The 19,622-nt window shown below is 62.5% G+C and carries 20 protein-coding genes, 1 other RNA gene and 1 pseudogene; 9 read left to right on the forward strand and 13 right to left on the reverse strand.

The window, feature by feature from the left end; all coding sequences use genetic code 11:
* Window positions 1–9 precede the first annotated feature (9 nt).
* Complete coding sequence (locus BLS27_RS05095; protein ID WP_043212150.1) at window positions 10–564, reverse strand: YecA/YgfB family protein; 555 nt, start codon at window positions 562–564, stop codon at window positions 10–12.
* A 153-nt stretch (window positions 565–717) separates the two neighbouring features.
* On the opposite strand from BLS27_RS05095, the gene BLS27_RS05100 reads away from it, so the two are divergent.
* The 4 genes from BLS27_RS05100 to BLS27_RS05115 all read left to right on the forward strand — a co-directional run bounded on the left by BLS27_RS05100 (window position 718) and on the right by BLS27_RS05115 (window position 2,128).
* Window positions 718–927: a TIGR02449 family protein gene (locus BLS27_RS05100; protein WP_043212148.1), complete on the forward strand. Its 210-nt coding sequence runs from the start codon at window positions 718–720 to the stop codon at window positions 925–927.
* Entirely contained in the window at window positions 924–1,241 is a 318-nt protein-coding gene (locus tag BLS27_RS05105) for a cell division protein ZapA (RefSeq protein WP_043212146.1), read from the forward strand. The genes BLS27_RS05100 and BLS27_RS05105 overlap by 4 nt, the downstream gene beginning before the upstream one ends.
* A gap of 17 nt (window positions 1,242–1,258) precedes the next feature.
* A non-coding RNA gene (gene ssrS, locus BLS27_RS05110) (6S RNA) lies at window positions 1,259–1,438 on the forward strand.
* 81 nt (window positions 1,439–1,519) lie between these two features.
* On the forward strand, window positions 1,520–2,128 hold the full coding sequence (locus tag BLS27_RS05115; protein WP_090343479.1) for a 5-formyltetrahydrofolate cyclo-ligase: 609 nt from the start codon (window positions 1,520–1,522) through the stop codon (window positions 2,126–2,128).
* Between the two features lie 18 nt (window positions 2,129–2,146).
* Here the strand turns inward: BLS27_RS05115 and BLS27_RS23775 are convergent, their stop codons facing one another.
* On the reverse strand, window positions 2,147–2,296 hold the full coding sequence (locus BLS27_RS23775) for a hypothetical protein (protein ID WP_167358061.1): 150 nt from the start codon (window positions 2,294–2,296) through the stop codon (window positions 2,147–2,149).
* A gap of 177 nt (window positions 2,297–2,473) precedes the next feature.
* Between BLS27_RS23775 and BLS27_RS05120 the strand changes: the two genes are divergently transcribed.
* On the forward strand, window positions 2,474–2,926 hold the full coding sequence (locus BLS27_RS05120) for an EVE domain-containing protein (protein ID WP_043212142.1): 453 nt from the start codon (window positions 2,474–2,476) through the stop codon (window positions 2,924–2,926).
* A gap of 73 nt (window positions 2,927–2,999) precedes the next feature.
* Here the strand turns inward: BLS27_RS05120 and BLS27_RS05125 are convergent, their stop codons facing one another.
* Window positions 3,000–3,404: a flagellar basal body-associated protein FliL gene (locus BLS27_RS05125; protein ID WP_043212140.1), complete on the reverse strand. Its 405-nt coding sequence runs from the start codon at window positions 3,402–3,404 to the stop codon at window positions 3,000–3,002.
* Between the two features lie 157 nt (window positions 3,405–3,561).
* Between BLS27_RS05125 and BLS27_RS05130 the strand changes: the two genes are divergently transcribed.
* Complete coding sequence (locus tag BLS27_RS05130; RefSeq protein ID WP_090343480.1) at window positions 3,562–4,539, forward strand: NADPH:quinone oxidoreductase family protein; 978 nt, start codon at window positions 3,562–3,564, stop codon at window positions 4,537–4,539.
* Between the two features lie 75 nt (window positions 4,540–4,614).
* On the opposite strand, the gene BLS27_RS05135 is transcribed toward BLS27_RS05130, so the two are convergent.
* The 5 genes from BLS27_RS05135 to trxA form a co-directional block, all read right to left on the reverse strand.
* Window positions 4,615–5,265, reverse strand: a complete 651-nt coding sequence (locus BLS27_RS05135; RefSeq protein ID WP_043212177.1) for a gamma-glutamylcyclotransferase — start codon at window positions 5,263–5,265, stop codon at window positions 4,615–4,617.
* 278 nt (window positions 5,266–5,543) lie between these two features.
* Window positions 5,544–6,512, reverse strand: coding sequence for a CDP-6-deoxy-delta-3,4-glucoseen reductase (locus tag BLS27_RS05140; RefSeq protein WP_043212136.1), 969 nt, complete (start codon window positions 6,510–6,512; stop codon window positions 5,544–5,546).
* Window positions 6,512–7,978, reverse strand: coding sequence for a 4-hydroxy-3-polyprenylbenzoate decarboxylase (gene ubiD / locus BLS27_RS05145; RefSeq protein WP_090343483.1), 1,467 nt, complete (start codon window positions 7,976–7,978; stop codon window positions 6,512–6,514). Before ubiD ends, BLS27_RS05140 begins: the two co-directional genes overlap by 1 nt.
* 205 nt (window positions 7,979–8,183) lie before the next feature.
* Window positions 8,184–9,443 carry a transcription termination factor Rho gene (gene rho, locus BLS27_RS05150; protein WP_043212134.1) on the reverse strand — a complete coding sequence of 420 codons (1,260 nt, stop codon included), beginning with the start codon at window positions 9,441–9,443 and terminating at the stop codon, window positions 8,184–8,186.
* Between the two features lie 327 nt (window positions 9,444–9,770).
* Entirely contained in the window at window positions 9,771–10,097 is a 327-nt protein-coding gene (gene trxA / locus BLS27_RS05155; RefSeq protein ID WP_012274768.1) for a thioredoxin TrxA, read from the reverse strand.
* A gap of 247 nt (window positions 10,098–10,344) precedes the next feature.
* Here trxA and ppx point away from each other — a divergent pair, with 247 nt between their 5' ends.
* Complete coding sequence (ppx, locus tag BLS27_RS05160) at window positions 10,345–11,847, forward strand: exopolyphosphatase (RefSeq protein ID WP_043212175.1); 1,503 nt, start codon at window positions 10,345–10,347, stop codon at window positions 11,845–11,847.
* On the opposite strand, the gene ppk1 is transcribed toward ppx, so the two are convergent.
* Together ppk1 and BLS27_RS05170 are read right to left on the reverse strand one after the other, a co-directional pair.
* Window positions 11,834–14,059 carry a polyphosphate kinase 1 gene (gene ppk1, locus BLS27_RS05165; protein WP_090343486.1) on the reverse strand — a complete coding sequence of 742 codons (2,226 nt, stop codon included), beginning with the start codon at window positions 14,057–14,059 and terminating at the stop codon, window positions 11,834–11,836. The genes ppx and ppk1 overlap by 14 nt on opposite strands.
* On the reverse strand, window positions 14,056–14,280 hold the full coding sequence (locus tag BLS27_RS05170) for a hypothetical protein (protein WP_043212130.1): 225 nt from the start codon (window positions 14,278–14,280) through the stop codon (window positions 14,056–14,058). Before BLS27_RS05170 ends, ppk1 begins: the two co-directional genes overlap by 4 nt.
* A 208-nt stretch (window positions 14,281–14,488) precedes the next feature.
* Here BLS27_RS05170 and BLS27_RS05175 point away from each other — a divergent pair, with 208 nt between their 5' ends.
* The gene (locus tag BLS27_RS05175; RefSeq protein WP_167358062.1) at window positions 14,489–15,133 is read left to right on the forward strand and encodes a DedA family protein; all 645 of its coding nucleotides are present in this window, start codon (window positions 14,489–14,491) and stop codon (window positions 15,131–15,133) included.
* A 501-nt stretch (window positions 15,134–15,634) separates the two neighbouring features.
* Here BLS27_RS05175 and BLS27_RS23955 read toward each other — a convergent pair.
* Window positions 15,635–16,261: pseudogene (locus BLS27_RS23955) on the reverse strand (sterol desaturase family protein); the annotation flags it as partial.
* Between the two features lie 113 nt (window positions 16,262–16,374).
* Here BLS27_RS23955 and elbB point away from each other — a divergent pair.
* A complete protein-coding gene (elbB, locus tag BLS27_RS05185) occupies window positions 16,375–17,040 on the forward strand; it encodes an isoprenoid biosynthesis glyoxalase ElbB (RefSeq protein WP_043212126.1) in 666 nt (221 codons plus the stop codon).
* Window positions 17,041–17,093: 53 nt separating this feature from the next.
* Here the strand turns inward: elbB and BLS27_RS05190 are convergent, their stop codons facing one another.
* Window positions 17,094–17,546: a YaiI/YqxD family protein gene (locus tag BLS27_RS05190; protein WP_070571798.1), complete on the reverse strand. Its 453-nt coding sequence runs from the start codon at window positions 17,544–17,546 to the stop codon at window positions 17,094–17,096.
* A 98-nt stretch (window positions 17,547–17,644) separates the two neighbouring features.
* Window positions 17,645–19,588: a cytochrome c/FTR1 family iron permease gene (locus BLS27_RS05195; RefSeq protein ID WP_090343489.1), complete on the reverse strand. Its 1,944-nt coding sequence runs from the start codon at window positions 19,586–19,588 to the stop codon at window positions 17,645–17,647.
* Between the last annotated feature and the right edge of the window lie 34 nt (window positions 19,589–19,622).

The following is a 19,622-nucleotide window of genomic DNA, read 5'->3' on the forward strand; positions in this document are numbered from 1 at the left end:
CCCGGGGTATCAGTGCAGCGATGGCTTGGGCGCGGGCGCAGCGGGTTTGGCCAGCTCGGTGTACAGCAACAACGGGGCGACGCGCAGGTACTCCATGACTTCCATGTAGTCGCTCTCACCGTCCTCGGACTCTTCGAGGGCGTCCTGAACCTGGGAAATGGCCACCAAGTCCTGTAGGACTTCCTTGGCTTCGTCGGAGAGGTCCTTGCCGCCGGCGTTGAGCCCGAAGCCTGTGATGAAGCCCTGGCACCATTGGCCCAGGGCAGTGGCACGCTCGGTCAGCGGCGCATCGTCGCCCGGCAGCAGCAGGACGATGGCAATGTCTTCGCCAGTGAGCTCGGCCTTGACCATTTCCTGCAGACCAAGCAAGGCGGCGCGCACGGCATCCACCGGCTCGTTCTCCAGCGCACCGGCGGCGTCGGCCAGCCAGGAATCGGCATCGAAGCCTGCGCCGGCGCAGCTGCGACCGATCAGCAGGCCGTGCAGTTCGGCGGGGGAGACAGGATGGCCATTGCTGGAGAGCAGCGTGGCGAAGGCAGTGTAGGGCGATTGGGTATTGGGCATGGGCAGCTAGGCGCCAGGCGGCGCAATGACTAGAATGAAGACCTTGTATCCTAGCACCGGCAGGCGCGCCAAGACCATCCGCACTGGCTGTACCGCCCCCGGAAGAGGCATGATCGCCAGGCAGTCAACGAGGGAGCGAATCGAGTGCAACCCATGCCAGAGAACGACTTGCAAGCGCTGATGAGCCGATTCGAGTTGCTGATCGAGCGAGTCGAGCAACTAAAACGGCAAAATGCACTCCTACTAGCGCAGGAAAAATCCTGGCGCGAGGAGCGCGCCCACCTCATCGAAAAGAACGAGATCGCAAGGCGAAAGGTCGAGTCGATGATTTTACGCCTCAAGGCCCTGGAGCAAGACTCATGAGTTCAAGCAATAGCGTCACCGTCCAGATCCTCGACAAGGAATACTCGATCATCTGCCCGCCGGAAGAGCGCAACAACCTGGTCAGCGCCGCCCGCTACCTGGATGGCAAGATGCGCGAGATCCGCAGCAGCGGCAAGGTGATCGGTGCGGACCGCATCGCGGTCATGGCAGCCCTGAACATCACCCACGAACTGCTGCACCGTCAGGAGCGTCCGGATGTTGCCGCCAGCGGCACCACACGCGAGCAAGTGCGCGACCTGCTCGAGCGGGTCGACCAGGCGCTGTCCGACGACGCGGATACCAAAATCGGCTGAGCTTGGTATACTGGCGCCACTCCCTGGGGGATGCGCCAGTCGGTTATGTCCCTGAGCCGATACGCACAACCACGGGGGTTGCACGCTGGGGCCGGTGTGCATGTCCGCCCGACGGAAAGCCTTAACGCCCCCTGCAATCTCCACCTTGAACTTTCGGGTTCAAGGGCTACACCGATAGCGGTCTTGTCGGGGAGCCTGAATTCTTTCTTGCCCGCCTGCCCTGGCGGGCAAATCGTCCGGTCGCCACGGCGTCCGGCACATCTGGGAACGCCTGTGCCATGACCGACACCGCGCCGCTCACCCGCCCCCAATTGCGCCGTCTGCTTCGCAATGCCCGCCGCGCACTGACGCCCGCCCAACAACGCCAAGCCTCCCTCGGCCTGTACCGCCAGCTGGCCCAGCATCCGTTGTTCCGCCGCGCCCGGCACATCGCCCTGTATCTGCCCAACGATGGCGAGATCGATCCGCGCCTGTTGCTGCGCGAGGCCCAACGACGCGGCAAGCGTGTCTACCTGCCGGTACTGCATGCCTGGCCGCGCACGCGCATGGTTTTCCAGCGTTTCGAGCACGGCGAAAAGCTGCGCCCCAACCGCTTCCGCATTCCTGAACCTGTGGTCGAACGCAAGCGCCAACGGCCGATCTGGTCATTGGACCTGATCCTGCTGCCATTGGTGGGATTCGACGAGGTGGGGGGGCGCCTGGGCATGGGAGGCGGCTTCTATGACCGCAGCCTGGCTTACCAGGCGCGCCGCAAGATGTGGAAGAAACCGCTGCTGCTGGGGCTGGCCCATGAGTGCCAGAAAGTGGAGCGGCTAGCTCAGGCCAGTTGGGATGTTCCGCTCAAGGGAACGGTCTCGGACCGAGGCTGGTACCTGGCGCCGGCTTGAACGGCGCCTGCGGACAGATCAGCGCTGCGGCTGGGCTGGATCTACCGGCATCTGGTAGGCGGCGTCCACCTTGCGCTCAAGGAAACTCTGCGCATAACCGGTGGTGACGACACCCAGGCCAAAGATAAAGACCAGGATCCAGAGCAGGTCCGGTTTGCGTTGGTTCATTGATGATTGCCCCCCTAGGCAAACAGTCAGGCTCGGCAACCTTCTTGGTGCTGCCGGAGCGTCAAGCTTAAAATCGGCGCATTTTCCGACAACCTGAGTCGACACGCAAACGTTGACGCCAACCGACTGTCGGTTAAATGCGTCAGGTTATTTCAAACTTTTTCAGGAGCCTCACCCATGGCCTATTGGCTGATGAAATCCGAGCCAGACGAGCTCTCCATCGAAGCCCTGGCAGGTCTCGGACAGGCGCGCTGGGACGGGGTGCGCAACTATCAGGCCCGTAATTTCCTGCGCGCCATGAGCGTGGGCGACGAATTCTTCTTTTACCACTCCAGCTGCCCACAGCCGGGCATTGCCGGTATCGCGCGCATCACTGCCTCGGCCTATCCCGACCCGACCGCGCTGGACCCCGAGAGCCATTACTACGATGCCAAGGCCACTGCCGAGAAGAACCCCTGGAGCGCCGTGGACGTTGCCCATGTGAAGACCTTTCGCCAGGTGCTGGGCCTCGGGCTGCTCAAGCAGCAGGCCGCCCTCGACGAACTGCCGTTGGTGCAAAAAGGCAGCCGCTTGTCGGTAATGCCGGTCACGGCCGAACAGTGGGCAGCGATTTTGGCGCTGACGACCTGACACACTGGTAAACCCGGCCCCGCAGGCCCGACGGTAAGCCTTGCGGGAACGGGTCCACCCGTGAAAAGCGCGTTTATTGCACGATCAGGTTGTTGAACAACAAGTCCTCGACGATCGGCTTGCCTTCCTCGGCTTCCATCACCTGCTGAACCTGCTTGAGCGCTTCCTGGCGCAGCTTTTCCTTGGCCTCGACATTGCTCATGTTGTCCACACCCTGCTGGGTGAACAGTGCCACCAGCTGGTTGCGAATCAGCGGTTCATGGTGCTTGACCGCGGTGGCCGCGGCATCACCAGTCACGCGCAGGGCAACGTCGGCCTTGTACACACGCAGCTTGGGGCTGCCGTCGAGGGCATAGTTGCCGACGAAAGGTGGACTTAGGCTGATGTAGGCCACCTTGGGCTCTCCTTCCTTGGCTTCCTCGGCCAGGGCCGCCGCTGGCAACAACAAGGCCAGCATCATCAAGATCCACGCTTTCACGAATTCGCTCCTCAATACAGTTGGCGCCAGCTTACCCAGCACATCGCTCAAACCCAAGCCCGGGCTTATGCCGCCCCATCAGGGCGGGGCATGCTCGTTGACCCGTCCTGTGCCCCTCCTACACTTATCGGCCAACGCACGCAAAGGAATAGCCCCGATGAAAGCAGTGTTGTGCAAAACCCTCGGCCCTGCGCAAAACCTGGTGCTGGAGGAGGTGGCAAGCCCGGTACCGAAGAAGAACGAGCTTCTGCTGGAGGTTCATGCCGCCGGCGTCAACTTTCCCGATACCTTGATCATCGAGGGCAAGTACCAGTTCCAGCCACCGCTGCCGTTCTCCCCTGGGGGTGAAGCGGCCGGCGTGGTAGCGGCGGTCGGGGATAAGGCCGGCGCCTTCGCGGTCGGCGACCGGGTCATGGCACTGACCGGCTGGGGCAGCTTCGCCGAGCAGGTCGCCGTGCCCTTCTATAACGTGCTGCCGATTCCCGCGTCGATGGACTTCGCCACCGCTGCAGCGTTCGGCATGACTTATGGCACCTCGATGCATGCTCTGCGCCAGCGCGGCCAGCTCAAGGCCGGCGAAACCCTATTGGTGCTCGGTGCATCCGGCGGCGTGGGCTTGGCCGCCGTGGAGATCGGCAAAGCCATGGGCGCCCGGGTGATCGCCGCAGCCAGCAGCGCCGAGAAGCTCGCCGTCGCCAAGGCTGCCGGAGCCGATGAGCTGATCGACTACAGCCAGGCCAGCCTGAAGGATGAAATCAAGCGCCTGACCGGGGGCCAGGGCGTCGATGTGGTCTACGACCCGGTGGGTGGCGAACTGTTCGAGCAGGCCGTACGCGGTCTGGCCTGGAACGGTCGACTACTGGTGGTGGGCTTTGCCAGCGGGACCATCCCCCAGTTACCCGTGAACCTGGCATTGCTCAAGGGCGCCGCAGTGCTGGGCGTGTTCTGGGGCGCTTTCGCCCAGCGCCAGCCCGAGGACAACGCAGCCAACTTCCGCCAGTTGTTCGTCTGGCATGCCGAGGGCAAGCTCAAACCGCTGGTGTCGCAGACCTATGCGCTGGCAGAAGCCGGTGCAGCCATCGAGCGATTGGCGCAGCGCAAGGCTGTGGGCAAGTTGGTGGTGCTGACCAAATAGGGGGCTGGGCGAGGCCTGCCCACGGACGGCAAGCCCCCCGAGAGTCGCAAGCACTTGATGGGGAACGGGCGTTTCTTACACCTCGCGCAGGTTATGGCACCTGCGAAACCGCGCTTCCAAATTGCGATCGGGCATCTGGTGGCTGCGCAAGGCGTTGAGCGTCTGTTCGACATAGTCCCGGGTACTGCCATAGCGCCCTTTGGCACTGGCCAGAATCTGACTGAGCAACGCGTCCGGCAGATTGCCGGCATAGCACGGCAGATGCCGCTCCAGCACAAAACCCAGGGCCTGCACCTTGCTGCCGTCGCTCAACCGGCAGTTGAGCCAGTGCGGCCGGTACGCCGGGTACGGCATCTCGCGTTGCCACAGGGCCATCAGCGAGTCATCCAGGTTGTTCTCGTCCAGGCGATAGGCAAAACCGCTGCACGAGCCACCACGGTCCAGGCCGAACACGAGCCCCGGGCAATCGGGCGTGCCACGATGCTCGTGGGACCATAGATACAGGCCCCTGTGGTACCCATGCACGCGCGCCCGCTGGCGCTCGACCGAATTGCATTCCGGCCGCCAGATCAGCGAACCATAGGCGAACAACCACACCGGTCCACCTTCGTGACGCGACATGGTCAGTTTCATGGAGTGATGCAACTGCTCTTCGGTCAACTGCTGACCGAAATCCAGCGAAGGAGGATAAGTCACCTGCCACGACGAACTTTCAAGTGTCGACATCATGCTGCCGCCATTATTCCCCGTAAACTACCGAAGGCTGTCACTGTAAAAGCCGTGACGCCTCGCTGGAATTACCGTACGGCAGAAAGTGTCCGGAACTCAAGTCAAAAGTATTGCGTGAGCCCAGTATTCATCTGCCTTTGCGGATAACAGACAGGTATTGTTCCGAGTATAGTGAAAGTTATTAACCGCGGCGGCAACAATGAGCGCCTTATAATACGAATGGCACACTTCGGTTATTAAAAACGGCACACCTTTGCGGTGTGCCGTGTGCTGTTTCAGGCCCGCGGTGCGTAGGCGAAAACATCGGCGCGCATGCGATGCGCATCCATACCGGCCTCGACCAACGCATCCAGAGTCGCGTAGACCATGGTGGGCGAACCGCTGGCATAGACATGCACCTGATTCAAGTCAGCGATATCTTCGCAGACCGCTTCATGCAACAGCCCACAGCGTCCTTCCCAACCGCACAGATCACTCACCACCTTGTGCAGGAAAAGATTCGGCAACTGCTCCCATTCGGACCAATGCTCGATCTGGTAGAAGTCCTCGGGTCGACGCACGCCCCAATACAGGTGAACCGGATGCTTGAAGCCTTGGGCGCGGCAATGCTCGATCAGACTGTGCATCTGGCCCATGCCGGTACCGGCGGCGATCAATACCAGCGGCCCGTCCGGCAATTCGGCCAGGTGCGCGTCGCCAAACGGCAGCTCGATGCGTGCCACGCCGTCGCGCTGCAACTGGCTAATCAGTTGCCGGGCGCTGTTTTCACGCGCCAGCACATGCAGCTCCAGGTCACGACCGCCATGGGGGGCCGATGCCAGGGAGAAGGCCGCCTTGTCGGCTCCCTCACGTTCGATCATCAGATATTGTCCGGCGTGATAGCGCGGCGCCTTGCCGGCGGGGGCGCGCAGGCGCACGCGCCAGACGTCGCCACCAACCTCGACGCACTCACTCAAGGTGCAGGCCAGCTTGCGCACCGGCAACTCACCCAGGGCCAGCACACCATCCCAGAGCACCACGCAGTCCTCCAGCGGCTCGGCGATGCAGGTGAACAGCTCGCCATGATCGCGAACTTCACCTTCTTGGCGCACCCGCCCTTCTACCAGCAGCGCGGCGCAAACGTGGCAATTGCCGTTGCGGCAGCTGTTGGGGCAGTCATAACCCAGACGCCGGGCCGCATCCAGAATCCGTTCTCCGGGCTCGACGGCCAGTACCGCTCCGGACGGCTGCAACGTTACCTGCATCAATCTATTCCCAACTGATCCCACAGCTCATCGATACGGCGGGTGACGGCCTCGTCCTTGACGATGGCACGCCCCCATTCGCGTGTAGTCTCGCCCGGCCACTTGTGCGTGGCATCCAGGCCCATCTTCGACCCCAGGCCCGATACCGGCGACGCGAAGTCGAGGTAGTCGATCGGCGTGTTGTCGATCATCACCGTATCACGCTTGGGGTCCATGCGCGTGGTGATGGCCCAGATCACGTCGTTCCAGTCACGGGCGTTGATGTCATCGTCGGTGACAATAACGAACTTGGTGTACATGAACTGTCGCAGGAACGACCACACACCCAGCATCACGCGCTTGGCGTGCCCTGGATACTGCTTTTTCATGGTCACCACCGCCATCCGGTACGAGCAACCTTCCGGCGGCAGATAGAAATCGACGATCTCCGGGAACTGCTTCTGCAGGATCGGCACGAACACTTCGTTCAGCGCCACGCCCAGGATCGCCGGCTCATCCGGCGGACGGCCAGTGTAGGTGCTGTGGTAGATCGGCTTTTGCCGGTGGGTGATGCGCTCGACGGTGAAGACCGGGAAGCTGTCCACCTCGTTGTAGTAACCGGTGTGGTCGCCATACGGCCCTTCCGGGGCCATTTCACCTGGGTGGATCACCCCTTCGAGAATGATCTCGGCAGTGGCCGGCACCTGCAGGTCGCTGCCACGGCATTTGACCAGCTCGGTGCGATTGCCGCGCAACAGGCCTGCGAAGGCGTATTCGGAGAGCGTGTCCGGCACGGGGGTCACGGCACCGAGGATGGTCGCCGGATCCGCCCCCAAGGCAACGGCCACGGGGAATGGCTGCCCGGGGTGCTTCTCGCACCATTCACGGTAGTCCAGCGCACCGCCACGGTGGCTCAGCCAACGCATGATGACCTTGTTGCGGCCGATCAGCTGCTGGCGGTAGATACCGAGATTCTGGCGATCCTTGTTGGGGCCGCGGGTGACGGTCAGGCCCCAAGTGATCAGTGGCGCCACATCGCCCGGCCAGCAGTGCTGGATCGGAAGCTGGGTGAGGTCGACGTCCTCGCCCTCGACCACGACTTCTTGGCACACCGCGTCCTTGATGACCTTCGGCGCCATGGACACGACTTTCTTGAAGATCGGCAGCTTGGACCAGGCGTCCTTGAGCCCTTTCGGCGGCTCGGGCTCCTTGAGGAAGGCCAGCAGCTTACCGATTTCACGCAGCTCATCGACCGACTCGGCGCCCATGCCCATGGCCACGCGCTCCGGCGTACCGAACAGGTTACCCAGCACAGGCATGTCGAAGCCGGTGGGCTTTTCGAACAGCAGCGCCGGGCCCTTGGCGCGCAGGGTGCGGTCGCAGACTTCGGTCATTTCCAGGATGGGGGAGATCGGAACCTGGATGCGCTTGAGTTCACCGCGCTGTTCCAGGCCACGGATGAAGTCGCGCAAGTCGCGATACTGCATGCAGAAGCCTCGTGTTGGCCGTATCGATCGGGGTTGCAGAGTGTAGCGCCGTTCAAGGCTTTGTTGGGGGCAAAAATGACTTGGGGCCGCTTCGCAGCCCTTCGCATGTAAACCTGCTTCCACCAGAATCGCACGAAACCTGTGGAAGCGGATTTACCCGCGAAGGGGCACGAGGCGGCCCCAATTACATCCTGATCTACAGCGCTTACTTGCGCTTCATCGACAGGAAGAACTCGTCGTTGGTCTTGGTCTGCTTGAGCTTGTCGACCAAGAATTCGATGGCGGCAACTTCATCCATCGGGTGCAGCAGCTTGCGCAGGATCCACATGCGCTGCAGTTCGTCGTCGGCGGTCAGCAGCTCTTCGCGGCGGGTACCGGACTTGTTGATGTTGATGGCCGGGAACACGCGCTTCTCGGCAATGCGACGGTCCAGCGGCAGCTCCATGTTGCCGGTGCCCTTGAACTCTTCGTAGATCACTTCGTCCATCTTCGAGCCGGTTTCGACCAGCGCGGTGGCGATGATGGTCAGCGAACCACCTTCCTCGATGTTACGCGCCGCACCGAAGAAGCGCTTTGGCTTTTCCAGGGCGTGGGCGTCGACACCACCGGTCAGGACCTTGCCGGAGCTCGGAATGACGGTGTTGTAGGCACGGGCCAGACGGGTGATGGAGTCGAGCAGGATGACCACGTCTTTCTTGTGCTCGACCAGGCGCTTGGCCTTCTCGATGACCATCTCGGCAACCTGCACGTGACGGGTCGGCGGCTCGTCGAAGGTCGAGGCGACCACTTCGCCGCGTACGGTGCGCTGCATCTCGGTCACTTCTTCCGGGCGCTCGTCGATCAGCAGGACGATCAGGTGGCACTCGGGGTTGTTGCGGGTGATATTGGCCGCGATGTTCTGCAGCATGATGGTCTTGCCCGCTTTCGGCGGAGCGACGATCAGGCCACGCTGGCCTTTACCGATCGGTGCGCACAGGTCGATGACACGGCCAGTGAGGTCTTCGGTAGAGCCGTTGCCGGCTTCCATCTTCAGGCGCTCGTTCGGGAACAGCGGCGTCAGGTTCTCGAACAGGATCTTGTTCTTCGCGTTTTCCGGGCGGTCGAAGTTGATGGTGTCGACTTTCAGCAGGGCGAAGTAACGCTCCCCTTCCTTCGGCGGACGGATCTTGCCGACGATGGTGTCACCAGTGCGCAGGTTGAAGCGACGGATCTGGCTGGGCGAGACGTAGATATCGTCAGGGCCGGCCAGGTAGGAGGCATCCGCCGAACGCAGGAAACCGAAACCATCCTGGAGAATCTCCAGCACGCCGTCACCCGAGATCTCTTCGCCGCTTTTCGCATGCTTCTTCAGCAGGGCGAAAATCACGTCCTGTTTGCGCGAACGGGCCATGTTTTCGATGCCCATCTGTTCGGCCATTTCCAAAAGATCGGTAATCGGCTTTTGCTTGAGTTCAGTCAGGTTCATAAGGGGAGTGACGTAATCATGTAAGAAGGGAGAATTAAGCGTTGGCTTAATGAGGCCGCGCCGCTAGATGGCGACAGGATCGCGTACTGATTCGAATTAGGGATGCTTCGGCGACGGCGTGCAGAGGGCACTGGAGAAACAGTGCGAGGCCGAATGTAACACTTGCTTTTTTCGACGTCTAGGGGTTTTGACTGGGTAAATCGTGCCTCGTGGGAACCGATTTACCTGTGAAGGCAGCCGTGGCTTCACCCTCGAATTCGCGGGCAATCCTGCACTCACAAGCGCTTGGGCCCAGAAAAAAGCCCCGCATGTGCGGGGCTTTTCACATCACAGGTGGGCGTCGAGGAACGCGGCCAGCTGGGACTTGGACAGGGCGCCAACCTTGGTCGCTTCGACGTTGCCGTTCTTGAACAGCATCAGGGTCGGGATACCACGCACGCCATGCTTGGCAGGGGTTTCCTGGTTTTCGTCGATATTCAGCTTGGCGACGGTCAGCTTGCCTTCGTAGGTAGCCGCGATGTCGTCCAGGACCGGAGCGATCATCTTGCATGGGCCGCACCATTCAGCCCAGTAGTCGACCAGCACCGGGCCTTGAGCCTGCAGTACGTCGGCTTCGAAGCTGGCGTCGGTGACGTGTTTGATTTTGTCGCTCATGGAAATCTCCAAGGTCGTAAGCAATAAAAAACGTTGCCCATCATAGCTGCACCTACGTCCTACAGGAAGTCGCGCACGATTGAGTGTAACTATAGTTGTGCAAGACGCCACGAATCGAAACTGTCACATCACTGTCATAGCATCGAGTGGCACATTGCCCTGCATCAATCCCGACAATTGTCATGCGTTGGCGCAAGCCATGGATCATGGCAGGATTGGCGGGTTATCGACCGAGAACATCGAGATCATGCCGCATACCACCGCGAAGAACCTGTCTCTGATCGCCGCCATCGACCTTGGCTCCAACAGTTTCCACATGGTCGTGGCCAAGGCCCACCACAGTGAAATCCGCATTCTCGAGCGGCTCGGGGAAAAAGTGCAGCTGGCCGCCGGCATCAGTGAAGAGCGTCAGTTGAGCGAAGAAGCCATGCAGCGCGGCCTCGAATGCCTCAAGCGCTTCTCGCAACTGATCAACGGCATGCCCCAGGGCGCCGTTCGCATCGTCGGCACCAACGCCCTGCGCGAAGCACGAAACCGCAACGAATTCATCCTGCGCGCCGAAGCCATCCTCGGCCATCCGGTCGAGGTCATCTCCGGCCGCGAGGAAGCGCGCCTGATCTACCTGGGCGTCTCCCACACGCTGGCCGATACCCCGGGCAAGCGCCTGGTCGCCGACATCGGCGGCGGCAGCACCGAGTTCATCATCGGCCAGCGCTTCGAGCCGCTGCTGCGCGAGAGCCTGCAGATGGGCTGCGTCAGCTTCACCCAACGATATTTCCGCGACGGCAAGATCACCCCCGCACGCTACGCCCAGGCTTATACCGCCGCACGCCTGGAGTTGATGAGCATCGAGAACGCCCTGCATCGCCTGACTTGGGACGAAGCCATCGGCTCGTCTGGCACCATCCGTGCCATTGGCGCGGCGATCAAGGCCAACGGCATGGGCAGTGGCGAGGTCAACGCCGAAGGCCTGGCGGCGCTCAAGCGCAAATTGTTCAAGCTCGGCGAGGTCGACAAAATCGATTTCGAAGGCGTCAAGCCGGATCGTCGCGCGATCTTCCCGGCAGGCCTGGCGATTCTCGAGGCGATCTTCGACGCCCTCGAACTGCAACGCATGGACCATTGTGACGGCGCCCTGCGCGAAGGCGTACTGTACGACCTGCTAGGCCGTCACCATCACGAGGACGTTCGTGAGCGCACCCTGAATTCGCTGATGGAGCGCTACCACGTCGACCAAGGCCAAGCGGCACGTGTCGAACGCAAGGCGCTGCATGCGTTCGACCAAGTGGCCAAGGCCTGGGGCCTGGAAGAAGGCAACTGGCGGGACCTGCTGAGCTGGGCGGCCAAAGTGCACGAAGTCGGGTTGGATATCGCCCATTACCACTACCACAAGCATGGCGCCTACCTGATCGAACACTCCGATCTGGCTGGTTTCTCCCGCGAGGACCAGCAGATGCTGGCCCTGCTGGTTCGTGGCCACCGCCGTAACATTCCCAAGGACAAGTTCGCGGAGTTCGGCGATGAAGGCGTGCAGTTGATCCGTCTGTGCGTGCTGCTGCGCTTCGCCATCCTGTTCCACCACATCCGCGGTACACAGCAGATGCCGAAGGTGGAGCTCAAGGCAGGCGAGGACAACCTGGAAGTGGTATTCCCGCAGGGCTGGCTGGAAGAAAACCAGCTGACCCAGGCCGACTTCGCCAACGAGGCGCAGTGGCTGGCCCGGGTCAACTTCATCCTCAGCGTACGTTGAGAACCGGATTGCTCAGGCGCTCGAGCAGGGTGGCCTGGGCATTGCGCGGGTTCTGGTTGCCGGTCGGCGTGCTGCGCACGTAGCGGCCGTCCGGCTGCAGGATCCATGCGTGGGTATTGTCGGTGAGGTAACCCTCGAGCTCCTTCTTGACCCGCAGCACCAGCTTTTTACCTTCCACCGGGAAGCAGGTCTCGACGCGCTTGTCGAGGTTGCGCTCCATCCAATCGGCGCTGGACAGGAACATCTGCTCCTCGCCGCCATTGAGGAAGTAGAACACCCGCGTGTGCTCCAGGAAGCGACCGATGATCGAGCGCACCTGGATATTGTGTGAAACCCCCGGAATCCCTGGGCGCAGGCAGCACATACCGCGGACCACCAGATCGATGCGCACGCCCGACTGACTGGCCTTGTACAAGGCTTTGATGACCTTGGCATCGGTCAGCGAGTTGAACTTGGCGATGATGTGCGCAGGCTTGCCTTCCAGTGCGAACTGGGTTTCCCGGGCAATCATGTCCAGCATGCCCTTTTTCAGGGTGAACGGCGCGTGCAGCAGCTTCTTCATACGCAGGGTCTTGCCCATGCCGATCAGCTGACTGAACAGCTTGCCGACGTCCTCGGTCAGCGCATCGTCGGACGTGAGCAGGCTGTAGTCGGTGTAGAGGCGCGCATTACCGGCGTGGTAGTTGCCCGTGCCCAAGTGGGCATAGCGCACGATCTCGCCCTGTTCACGACGCAGGATCAACATCATCTTGGCGTGGGTCTTGAAGCCGACCACGCCATAGATCACCACCGCACCCGCAGCCTGCAGACGGCTGGCCATCTGTAGGTTGGACTCTTCGTCGAAGCGCGCACGCAGCTCGATCACCGCCGTGACCTCCTTGCCGTTGCGCGCCGCATCCACCAGGGCGTCGACGATCTCGGAGTTGGCGCCGCTGCGGTACAGGGTCTGGCGCACGGCGAGCACGTGCGGATCCTTGGCGGCCTGGCGCAGCAGGTCGACCACCGGGGTGAAGGACTCGAACGGGTGCATCAGCAGCACGTCCTGCTTGCCGATCACGCTGAAGATGTTGTCGGCGTTTTGCAGGATCTTCGGAATCGCCGGGGTGAATGGGGTGTATTGCAGCTCAGGGTGGCTGTCCAGGCCGGTGATGCTGAACAGCCGGGTCAGGTTGACCGGGCCATTGACCTGGTACAGCTCGCTCTCGCTCAGGCTGAACTGCTTGAGCAGGTAGTCCGACAGGTGTTTAGGGCAATTGTCGGCCACTTCCAGGCGCACAGCGTCCCCGTAGCGGCGCGAGAAGAGTTCGCCACGCAGAGCCCGCGCCAGGTCTTCGACATCCTCGGAATCCAGCGCAAGGTCAGCGTTACGGGTCAGGCGGAACTGGTAGCAGCCCTTGACCTTCATGCCTTGGAACAGGTCATCGGCGTGGGCGTGGATCATCGAGGACAGGAACACGAAGTTGTCCCCGGCGCCACCGACGTCTTCCGGCACACGAATCACCCGCGGCAACAGGCGCGGTGCCGGGATGATGGCCAGACCCGAATCGCGGCCGAAGGCATCGACACCTTCGAGCTCGACGATGAAGTTCAGGCTTTTGTTGACCAGCAGCGGGAAGGGGTGGGTCGGGTCCAGGCCGATCGGGGTGATGATCGGCGCGATTTCGTCACGGAAGTAGCGACGTACCCAGGTCTTGAGCTTGGTCGTCCAGTGCCGGCGGCGAATGAAGCGGATCTGGTGTTTCTCCAGCTCCGGCAGCAGCACGTCGTTGAGGATCGCGTACTGGCGTTCGACCTCGCCATGGACCAGCTCGCTGATGCGCGCCAGCGCCTGGTGCGGCTGCAGGCCGTCGGCACCGGCTTGCTCGCGGGCGAAGGTGATCTGCTTCTTCAGGCCCGCCACGCGGATCTCGAAGAACTCGTCCAGGTTGCTGGAGAAGATCAACAGGAATTTCAGGCGCTCGAGCAGCGGGTAGGATTCGTCCAGCGCTTGCTCGAGCACCCGAATGTTGAACTGCAGCTGCGAAAGCTCGCGATGAATGTACAGGCTGCTGTCGTCCAGGCTCGGAATGGCGATGGCAGGCGCGGGCGCAGGCGCGACAGCTTCGGCCGCAGGCTCGGCTGCTGGTGGCAGATCCGGCGGGGTCTGCACCATTTCTTCGGGAACCGCCTGGGCATCCTTGATCGCGACAGGTGTTAGCACTTCATTGTTCATCTGACGTTCCTGGAGGGCGTGACTGCCCTCTCGACAATTGAGCGGCGCGGGCAGCGAAAAGAGGTCAGGATGCCATCGGCGCCTGCCCGTTTGAAGCGGCACCAGTCCTGCGCAGCTTCCAGCGGTACATCGAGGGAGAGGATCCTGGTGGAAAACGCATCCCGACGGTCGCTGCGCAGCCTGGTGGCAAGAGGAAGGAGGATGAACGGGGCAACGCTCACGGCAGACTCCTGGGCCCGCGCACGCGGGCTGGCGCGACAGTTATAAGCCGCCATTATGACGCTGGGATGACAGTATTGGGCAACCCTTTGACCAGAGGCCAAAGCGACCTTTCCTGTAGGAATTGTTCACGTCGAGACACATTTGGACACTTTCCCGAACGCGCGCGAAGGGGTAGGCTGCGCGTTCATTTCGCTAGCACCCCAGAAAATGCTTCAACAATTCCTGCAGGATTTCGGCTACTTTGCCCTTTTTCTCGGCACGTTTTTTGAAGGCGAGACCATCCTGGTTCTTGCGGGCTTCCTTGCGTTCCGCGGATACATGGATATCAATCTGGTGGTGCTCACAGCGTTCTTCGGCAGCTATGCCGGCGACCAGTTGTGGTACTTCATGGGCCGCCGTCACGGCCGGGCCATCCTCGCGCGCAAACCACGCTGGCAAGCCATGGGCGACCGGGCACTTGACCACATCCGCCGCCATCCGGACATCTGGGTCCTGAGTTTTCGCTTCGTCTACGGCCTGCGCACGGTCATGCCCGTGGCCATAGGTCTGTCCGGCTACCCACCCCGGCGCTACCTGTTGCTCAACGGCATCGGCGCAGCGGTCTGGGCCCTGGCCCTGGGCGCCGCGGCGTACCACTTCGGCGCCATCCTCGAAGGCATGCTGGGCAATGTGAAGAAGTACGAGCTATGGGTGCTCGGCGGCCTGCTGGCGCTCGGTGGCCTGCTCTGGTTGCGCCGCCGGTTCCGCACCCTGCGCGCCGAGCGCAAGGCAGCCGCAGCGGGTCAGACCCCAGAGACTGGCAACGCTGTATCCCAGGAGCAGGAGCCACCCCAAGGGCGTGACCGGCCCTAAGCCCATGGCACCGGCCAGGTACAGCGCCGGTGCATTCGATGTCAGTCGTGCCAGCTCCAGGCGCCTGGCCCAAGGCCGATTCTCGAGTGCAGCGCCGAGCACGAACAAACCAAACGCCATGACTGTCCAGCCCAGCACGAGGCCGGCCGTGGGCACCTGTTCGGCCACCTGCATGAGGTAGCTGCCCAAGGCAACGTAGGCTGCAAACTGCGCCACGACGTAAACCTGTGACCTTCGCCCCAACGGAATCTCGAACTTGTGAAACCGCGCCAGGTCCGGCTTGGCCTGTGGATAACGTGCCGCGACGTCAGCCGGACGCCAGCCGGTGGGCATGAACCAAATACGCAGTTTGTCCCGCAGCGAGTGGGTACGCCTGGCATCCTCCCAGAGCTGTGCATAGAACTGCAGGTTGGCCCACAGCGGATTCCAGCTGGCCAGCGGTGTGGTCACGCCGAACACCACCGGTTCACGAGGGTCCTCTTCCTGGAAGGTGCCGAACAGCCGATCCCAGAGAATGAACACGCCTGCGTAGTTGCGATCCAAGTACAGAGGGTTTTGCGCATGGTGGACGCGATGGTTGGACGGCGTGATCAGCACCCATTCGAGCCAGCCCAGCTTGGGGATGTGCCGCGTGTGCACCCAGAACTGGTAGAGCAGATTCAGCGAGGCCACGGTAACGAACACCAGCGGTGGCACGCCGATCAGCGCCAGGGGCAGGTAAAAGATCCAGGAGAAGATGAAGCCGCTGCTGGTCTGGCGCAGGGCGGTGGTGAGGTTGTACTCCTCGCTCTGGTGATGCACCGAATGGGCGGCCCAGAGAATATTGCGCTCATGTCCCAGGCGGTGCAGCCAGTAGTAGCACAAGTCGTACAGCACGAAAGCCAGCAGCCAGGTCCACCAGGCGTCCCCCGGCAGGCGCGAGAAGGCCAGATATTCCCAGGCCAGGGCGTAGCTCACCAGCCCCACGCCTTTGGTCAACAGGCCGGTGCTGGTCGACAGCACGCCCGTGCTCAGGCTGTTGATCGCATCGGCCAGCCGGTAGTTGCGCTGACCACGCACGCGGTCGGCAATCAGCTCCACGGCGATCAGCACGAAAAAGAACGGCACGGCCAGCAGAATCAGGTCCATGGACAAGCATCTCCGGGGTTATCCCCAAAGATTAGGCCTCGTGCGTGGGAAACCCTATGGCGACATCTGCCAAACTAGAGGACATTTAGCGCCTCGACACTGGAGTAATGAGCATGACGAAAAAAGTTGCGGTGATACTTTCCGGCTGTGGCGTCTACGACGGCGCCGAGATCCACGAAAGCGTGATCACGCTGCTGCGCCTCGATCAGCGCGGCGCCCAGGTGCAGTGCTTCGCGCCCAACATCGCCCAGATGCATGTGATCGATCACCTCACTGGCCAGCCCATGCCTGAATCGCGCAACGTGCTGGTGGAGTCGGCGCGCATCGCTCGCGGCCAGATCAAGGACATCCGCGAAGCCAGGGCCGAGGACTTCGACGCACTGATCGTCCCGGGTGGCTTCGGCGCGGCGAAGAACCTGTCCAACTTTGCCGTCGAGGGCGCCAACTGCACAGTCAATCCGGACGTGCTGGCACTGGCCGAAGCGTTCGCCGAGGCGGGTAAGCCGGTGGGTCTGATCTGCATTTCCCCGGCGCTGGCGGCGAAGATCTACGGCCCGGGCGTGGTCTGCACCATCGGTACCGACGCCGACACCAGCGCGGCGGTGGTGAAGATGGGCGGTACCCACGAGGAGTGCGATGTGCACGACATCGTCGAGGACACCCAACGCAAGTTAGTGACCACACCCGCCTACATGCTGGCCACGTCCATCAGCGAGGCGGCCAGCGGTATCTACAAGCTGGTGGATCGAGTGCTGGAGCTGACCCACGAGAACGATTGACCAGCTCCGCCCCCAAGCAGTCGGATACCCATCCAACCCTTGGGGGCTGTTCGTCACACCTTCGACAGCCGGGTGAGAATCCGGTCCAGGGCATTGGCGAATGCCTGCTTCTCCCGCTCGCCATAAGGCGCCTGCCCTCCCCCGACCTGCCCTTGCTCGCGTAGCTCGGTGAACAGGTTGCGCACCGCCAGGCGCTCGCCCATGTTGCGCTCATCGAACTCACGCCCACGCGGGTCGAGGGCGGACACACCCTTCTTGATCAGGCGATCGGCCAACGGCACGTCGCTGCAGATCACCAGCTCGCCCGGCACGGCGTTTTCCACCAGATAGTCATCGGCCGCGTCCATGCCGCTGGGCACCACGATCAGCCGAACACAGGCAAACGCCGGCTTGATCTGGGCCTGGCCGGCCACCAGCACCACCTCGAACTTGCGCTTGAGGGCGAACTTGACGATCAGGTCCTTGGCCGCCTTGGGACAGGCGTCGGCATCGATCCATACACGCATTGCAGGTGTTTCCTCGAAATCGTTGGGGAGGGCTTGCCCCTCCAATCGCGGCCCAAGGCCGCTCCCACAGGTTCACAGTATGCCTGCGGGAGCGGCTTTCAGCTCGCCGCGATCCGGCGCTTCTCGGCCAGGCGTGACCGCCCATAGAGGAACATGATCGCCAGCAATGCCAGCGCCTGCGCGCCGAGCGAATAGGCATCGGCATGAATGCCCAGCCAGTCGAACTCGAAGAACGCCACGGGCCGCGTGCCCAACACGCCAGCTTCCTGCAGCGCCTTGATGCCATGCCCGGCGAACACGACCGACAAGACGCACAGCAAGGCCGCATTGATCGTGAAGAACAGCGACAACGGCAGTTTGGCCGAGCCACGAAGGATCACCCAGGCCAGGCCCACCAGCAGCACCAGCGCAGTAGCCCCTCCGGCCAGCACGGCGTTGTGGCCCGCTGGGCCGGCCTGCAGCCACAGGGTTTCATAGAACAGGATCACCTCGAACAACTCGCGGTACACCGAGAAGAACGCCAGTACCGCAAAGCCGAAGCGCCCACCACCGCTGACCAGGCTGCTCTTGATGTAGTCCTGCCAGGCCGCAGCGTGGCGACGGTCGTGCATCCACACGCCCAGCCACAGCACCATCACCGCGGCGAATAACGCCGTACAGCCTTCGAGCAGCTCGCGCTGAGCACCACCGACGTCGATCACGTAGGCCGCCAGGGCCCAGGTAGCGAAGCCTGCGACCAGCGCCAGGCCCCAGCCGAGATTGACGCTGCGCACTGCCGATTGCTGGCCGGTATTGCGCAAGAAGGCCAGGATCGCCGCCAGCACCAGGATGGCCTCAAGCCCTTCACGCAGCAGGATCAACAGGCCGGAAACGAAACTCAGCGACCAACTCAGCCCATCGCCGCCCAGCAGCTTGGCGGCGCCGTCGAGCTTGGCCTTGGCCTCGGCCAGGCGCTGCTCGGCCTGGGCGACCGGCAGCCCGTCCTGAAGCGATTGACGATAGGCCATCAGGGCTTTCTCGGTGTCCTTGCGTGCCAGGGTGTCGATGTTATCCAGGGAGCTTTCGACCAGCTCGAAGCCTTCGAGGTAGGCCGCTACCGAGAGGTCATAAGCCTGGTCATGGTCGCCTTCGCGGTAGGCGGCCAAGCTCTTGTCCAGGGTGCTGGCGGTGTACTCGAGCAACTGCGCAGGGCCACGCTTGACCTGCGGCGGCTGGGCACGCTGGGCGCGGAAGGCGAGCACGGCTTCGGCGCCTTCACTGGCAGCGACTTCGGCCGGGGTCTGGCGCGCCAGGTCGGCCAAGTTCCAGGTCTTGTCGCCCTTGGCGGCCTGCGGGTCGGCCGTGAGGCTCGCCACGTAGGCGGCCACATCCCAGCGCTGACGTTCATCGAGCTGGTCGGCGAACGACGGCATCTCGGTGCCTTCGATGCCCAGCGCCAGGGTGTTGTAGAGGTCGAACAGGCTCAGCTGGTCGAGGCGCGCGACACTGCGCAGGTTGGCCGGCGGCGGCTCCAACCCCAGGCCCGCCGGGCCATCGCCGGCACCGGTATCACCGTGGCAGATGGCGCAGTTCTGTGCGTACAGCGAGGCGCCACGGGCCGGATCGGGGGTGATGATCGGCGCCTGGCTGACTTCATAAGCCACCGCCAGTCGTGCGCCCAGCTGGCGGGCCTGCTTGGCGACGACTGCACCCTCCTGGCGTTGGTCGATGGCTTGACGCAGTGCCTGCACGCCCTGTTCGAGCCCGTTACGCTCAGGATTGTCCGGCAGGGCCTTGAGCACTTCGGCCAGGACGGCGCTGAACTCCTGCTGCTCGCGGTATTCACCCGCATCCACCACCTTGCCGTCGTGCACGGTCGGTGGGTAGTCGGCGCCGATGTAGTCGAGCAGGTGCAACGCCTTGGCAGCCTCGGCGGGGGATTCGGCCAGCGCCGGGGTGCTGCTCAGCGCCAGTATCGGGCCGAGCAACAAGGCGGGCAGCCAGGCGAGCAGACGGAAGGGGAACATCATGGCCACTCTCGCGGTAAATACGAAAGAGAACATTGTTCACTTCCACTCCCTTTCGCTCAAGGCTCAT

Source organism: Pseudomonas guariconensis (genome assembly GCF_900102675.1).
In the GTDB taxonomy this organism is placed as follows: Bacteria; Pseudomonadota; Gammaproteobacteria; order Pseudomonadales; family Pseudomonadaceae; genus Aquipseudomonas; species Aquipseudomonas guariconensis.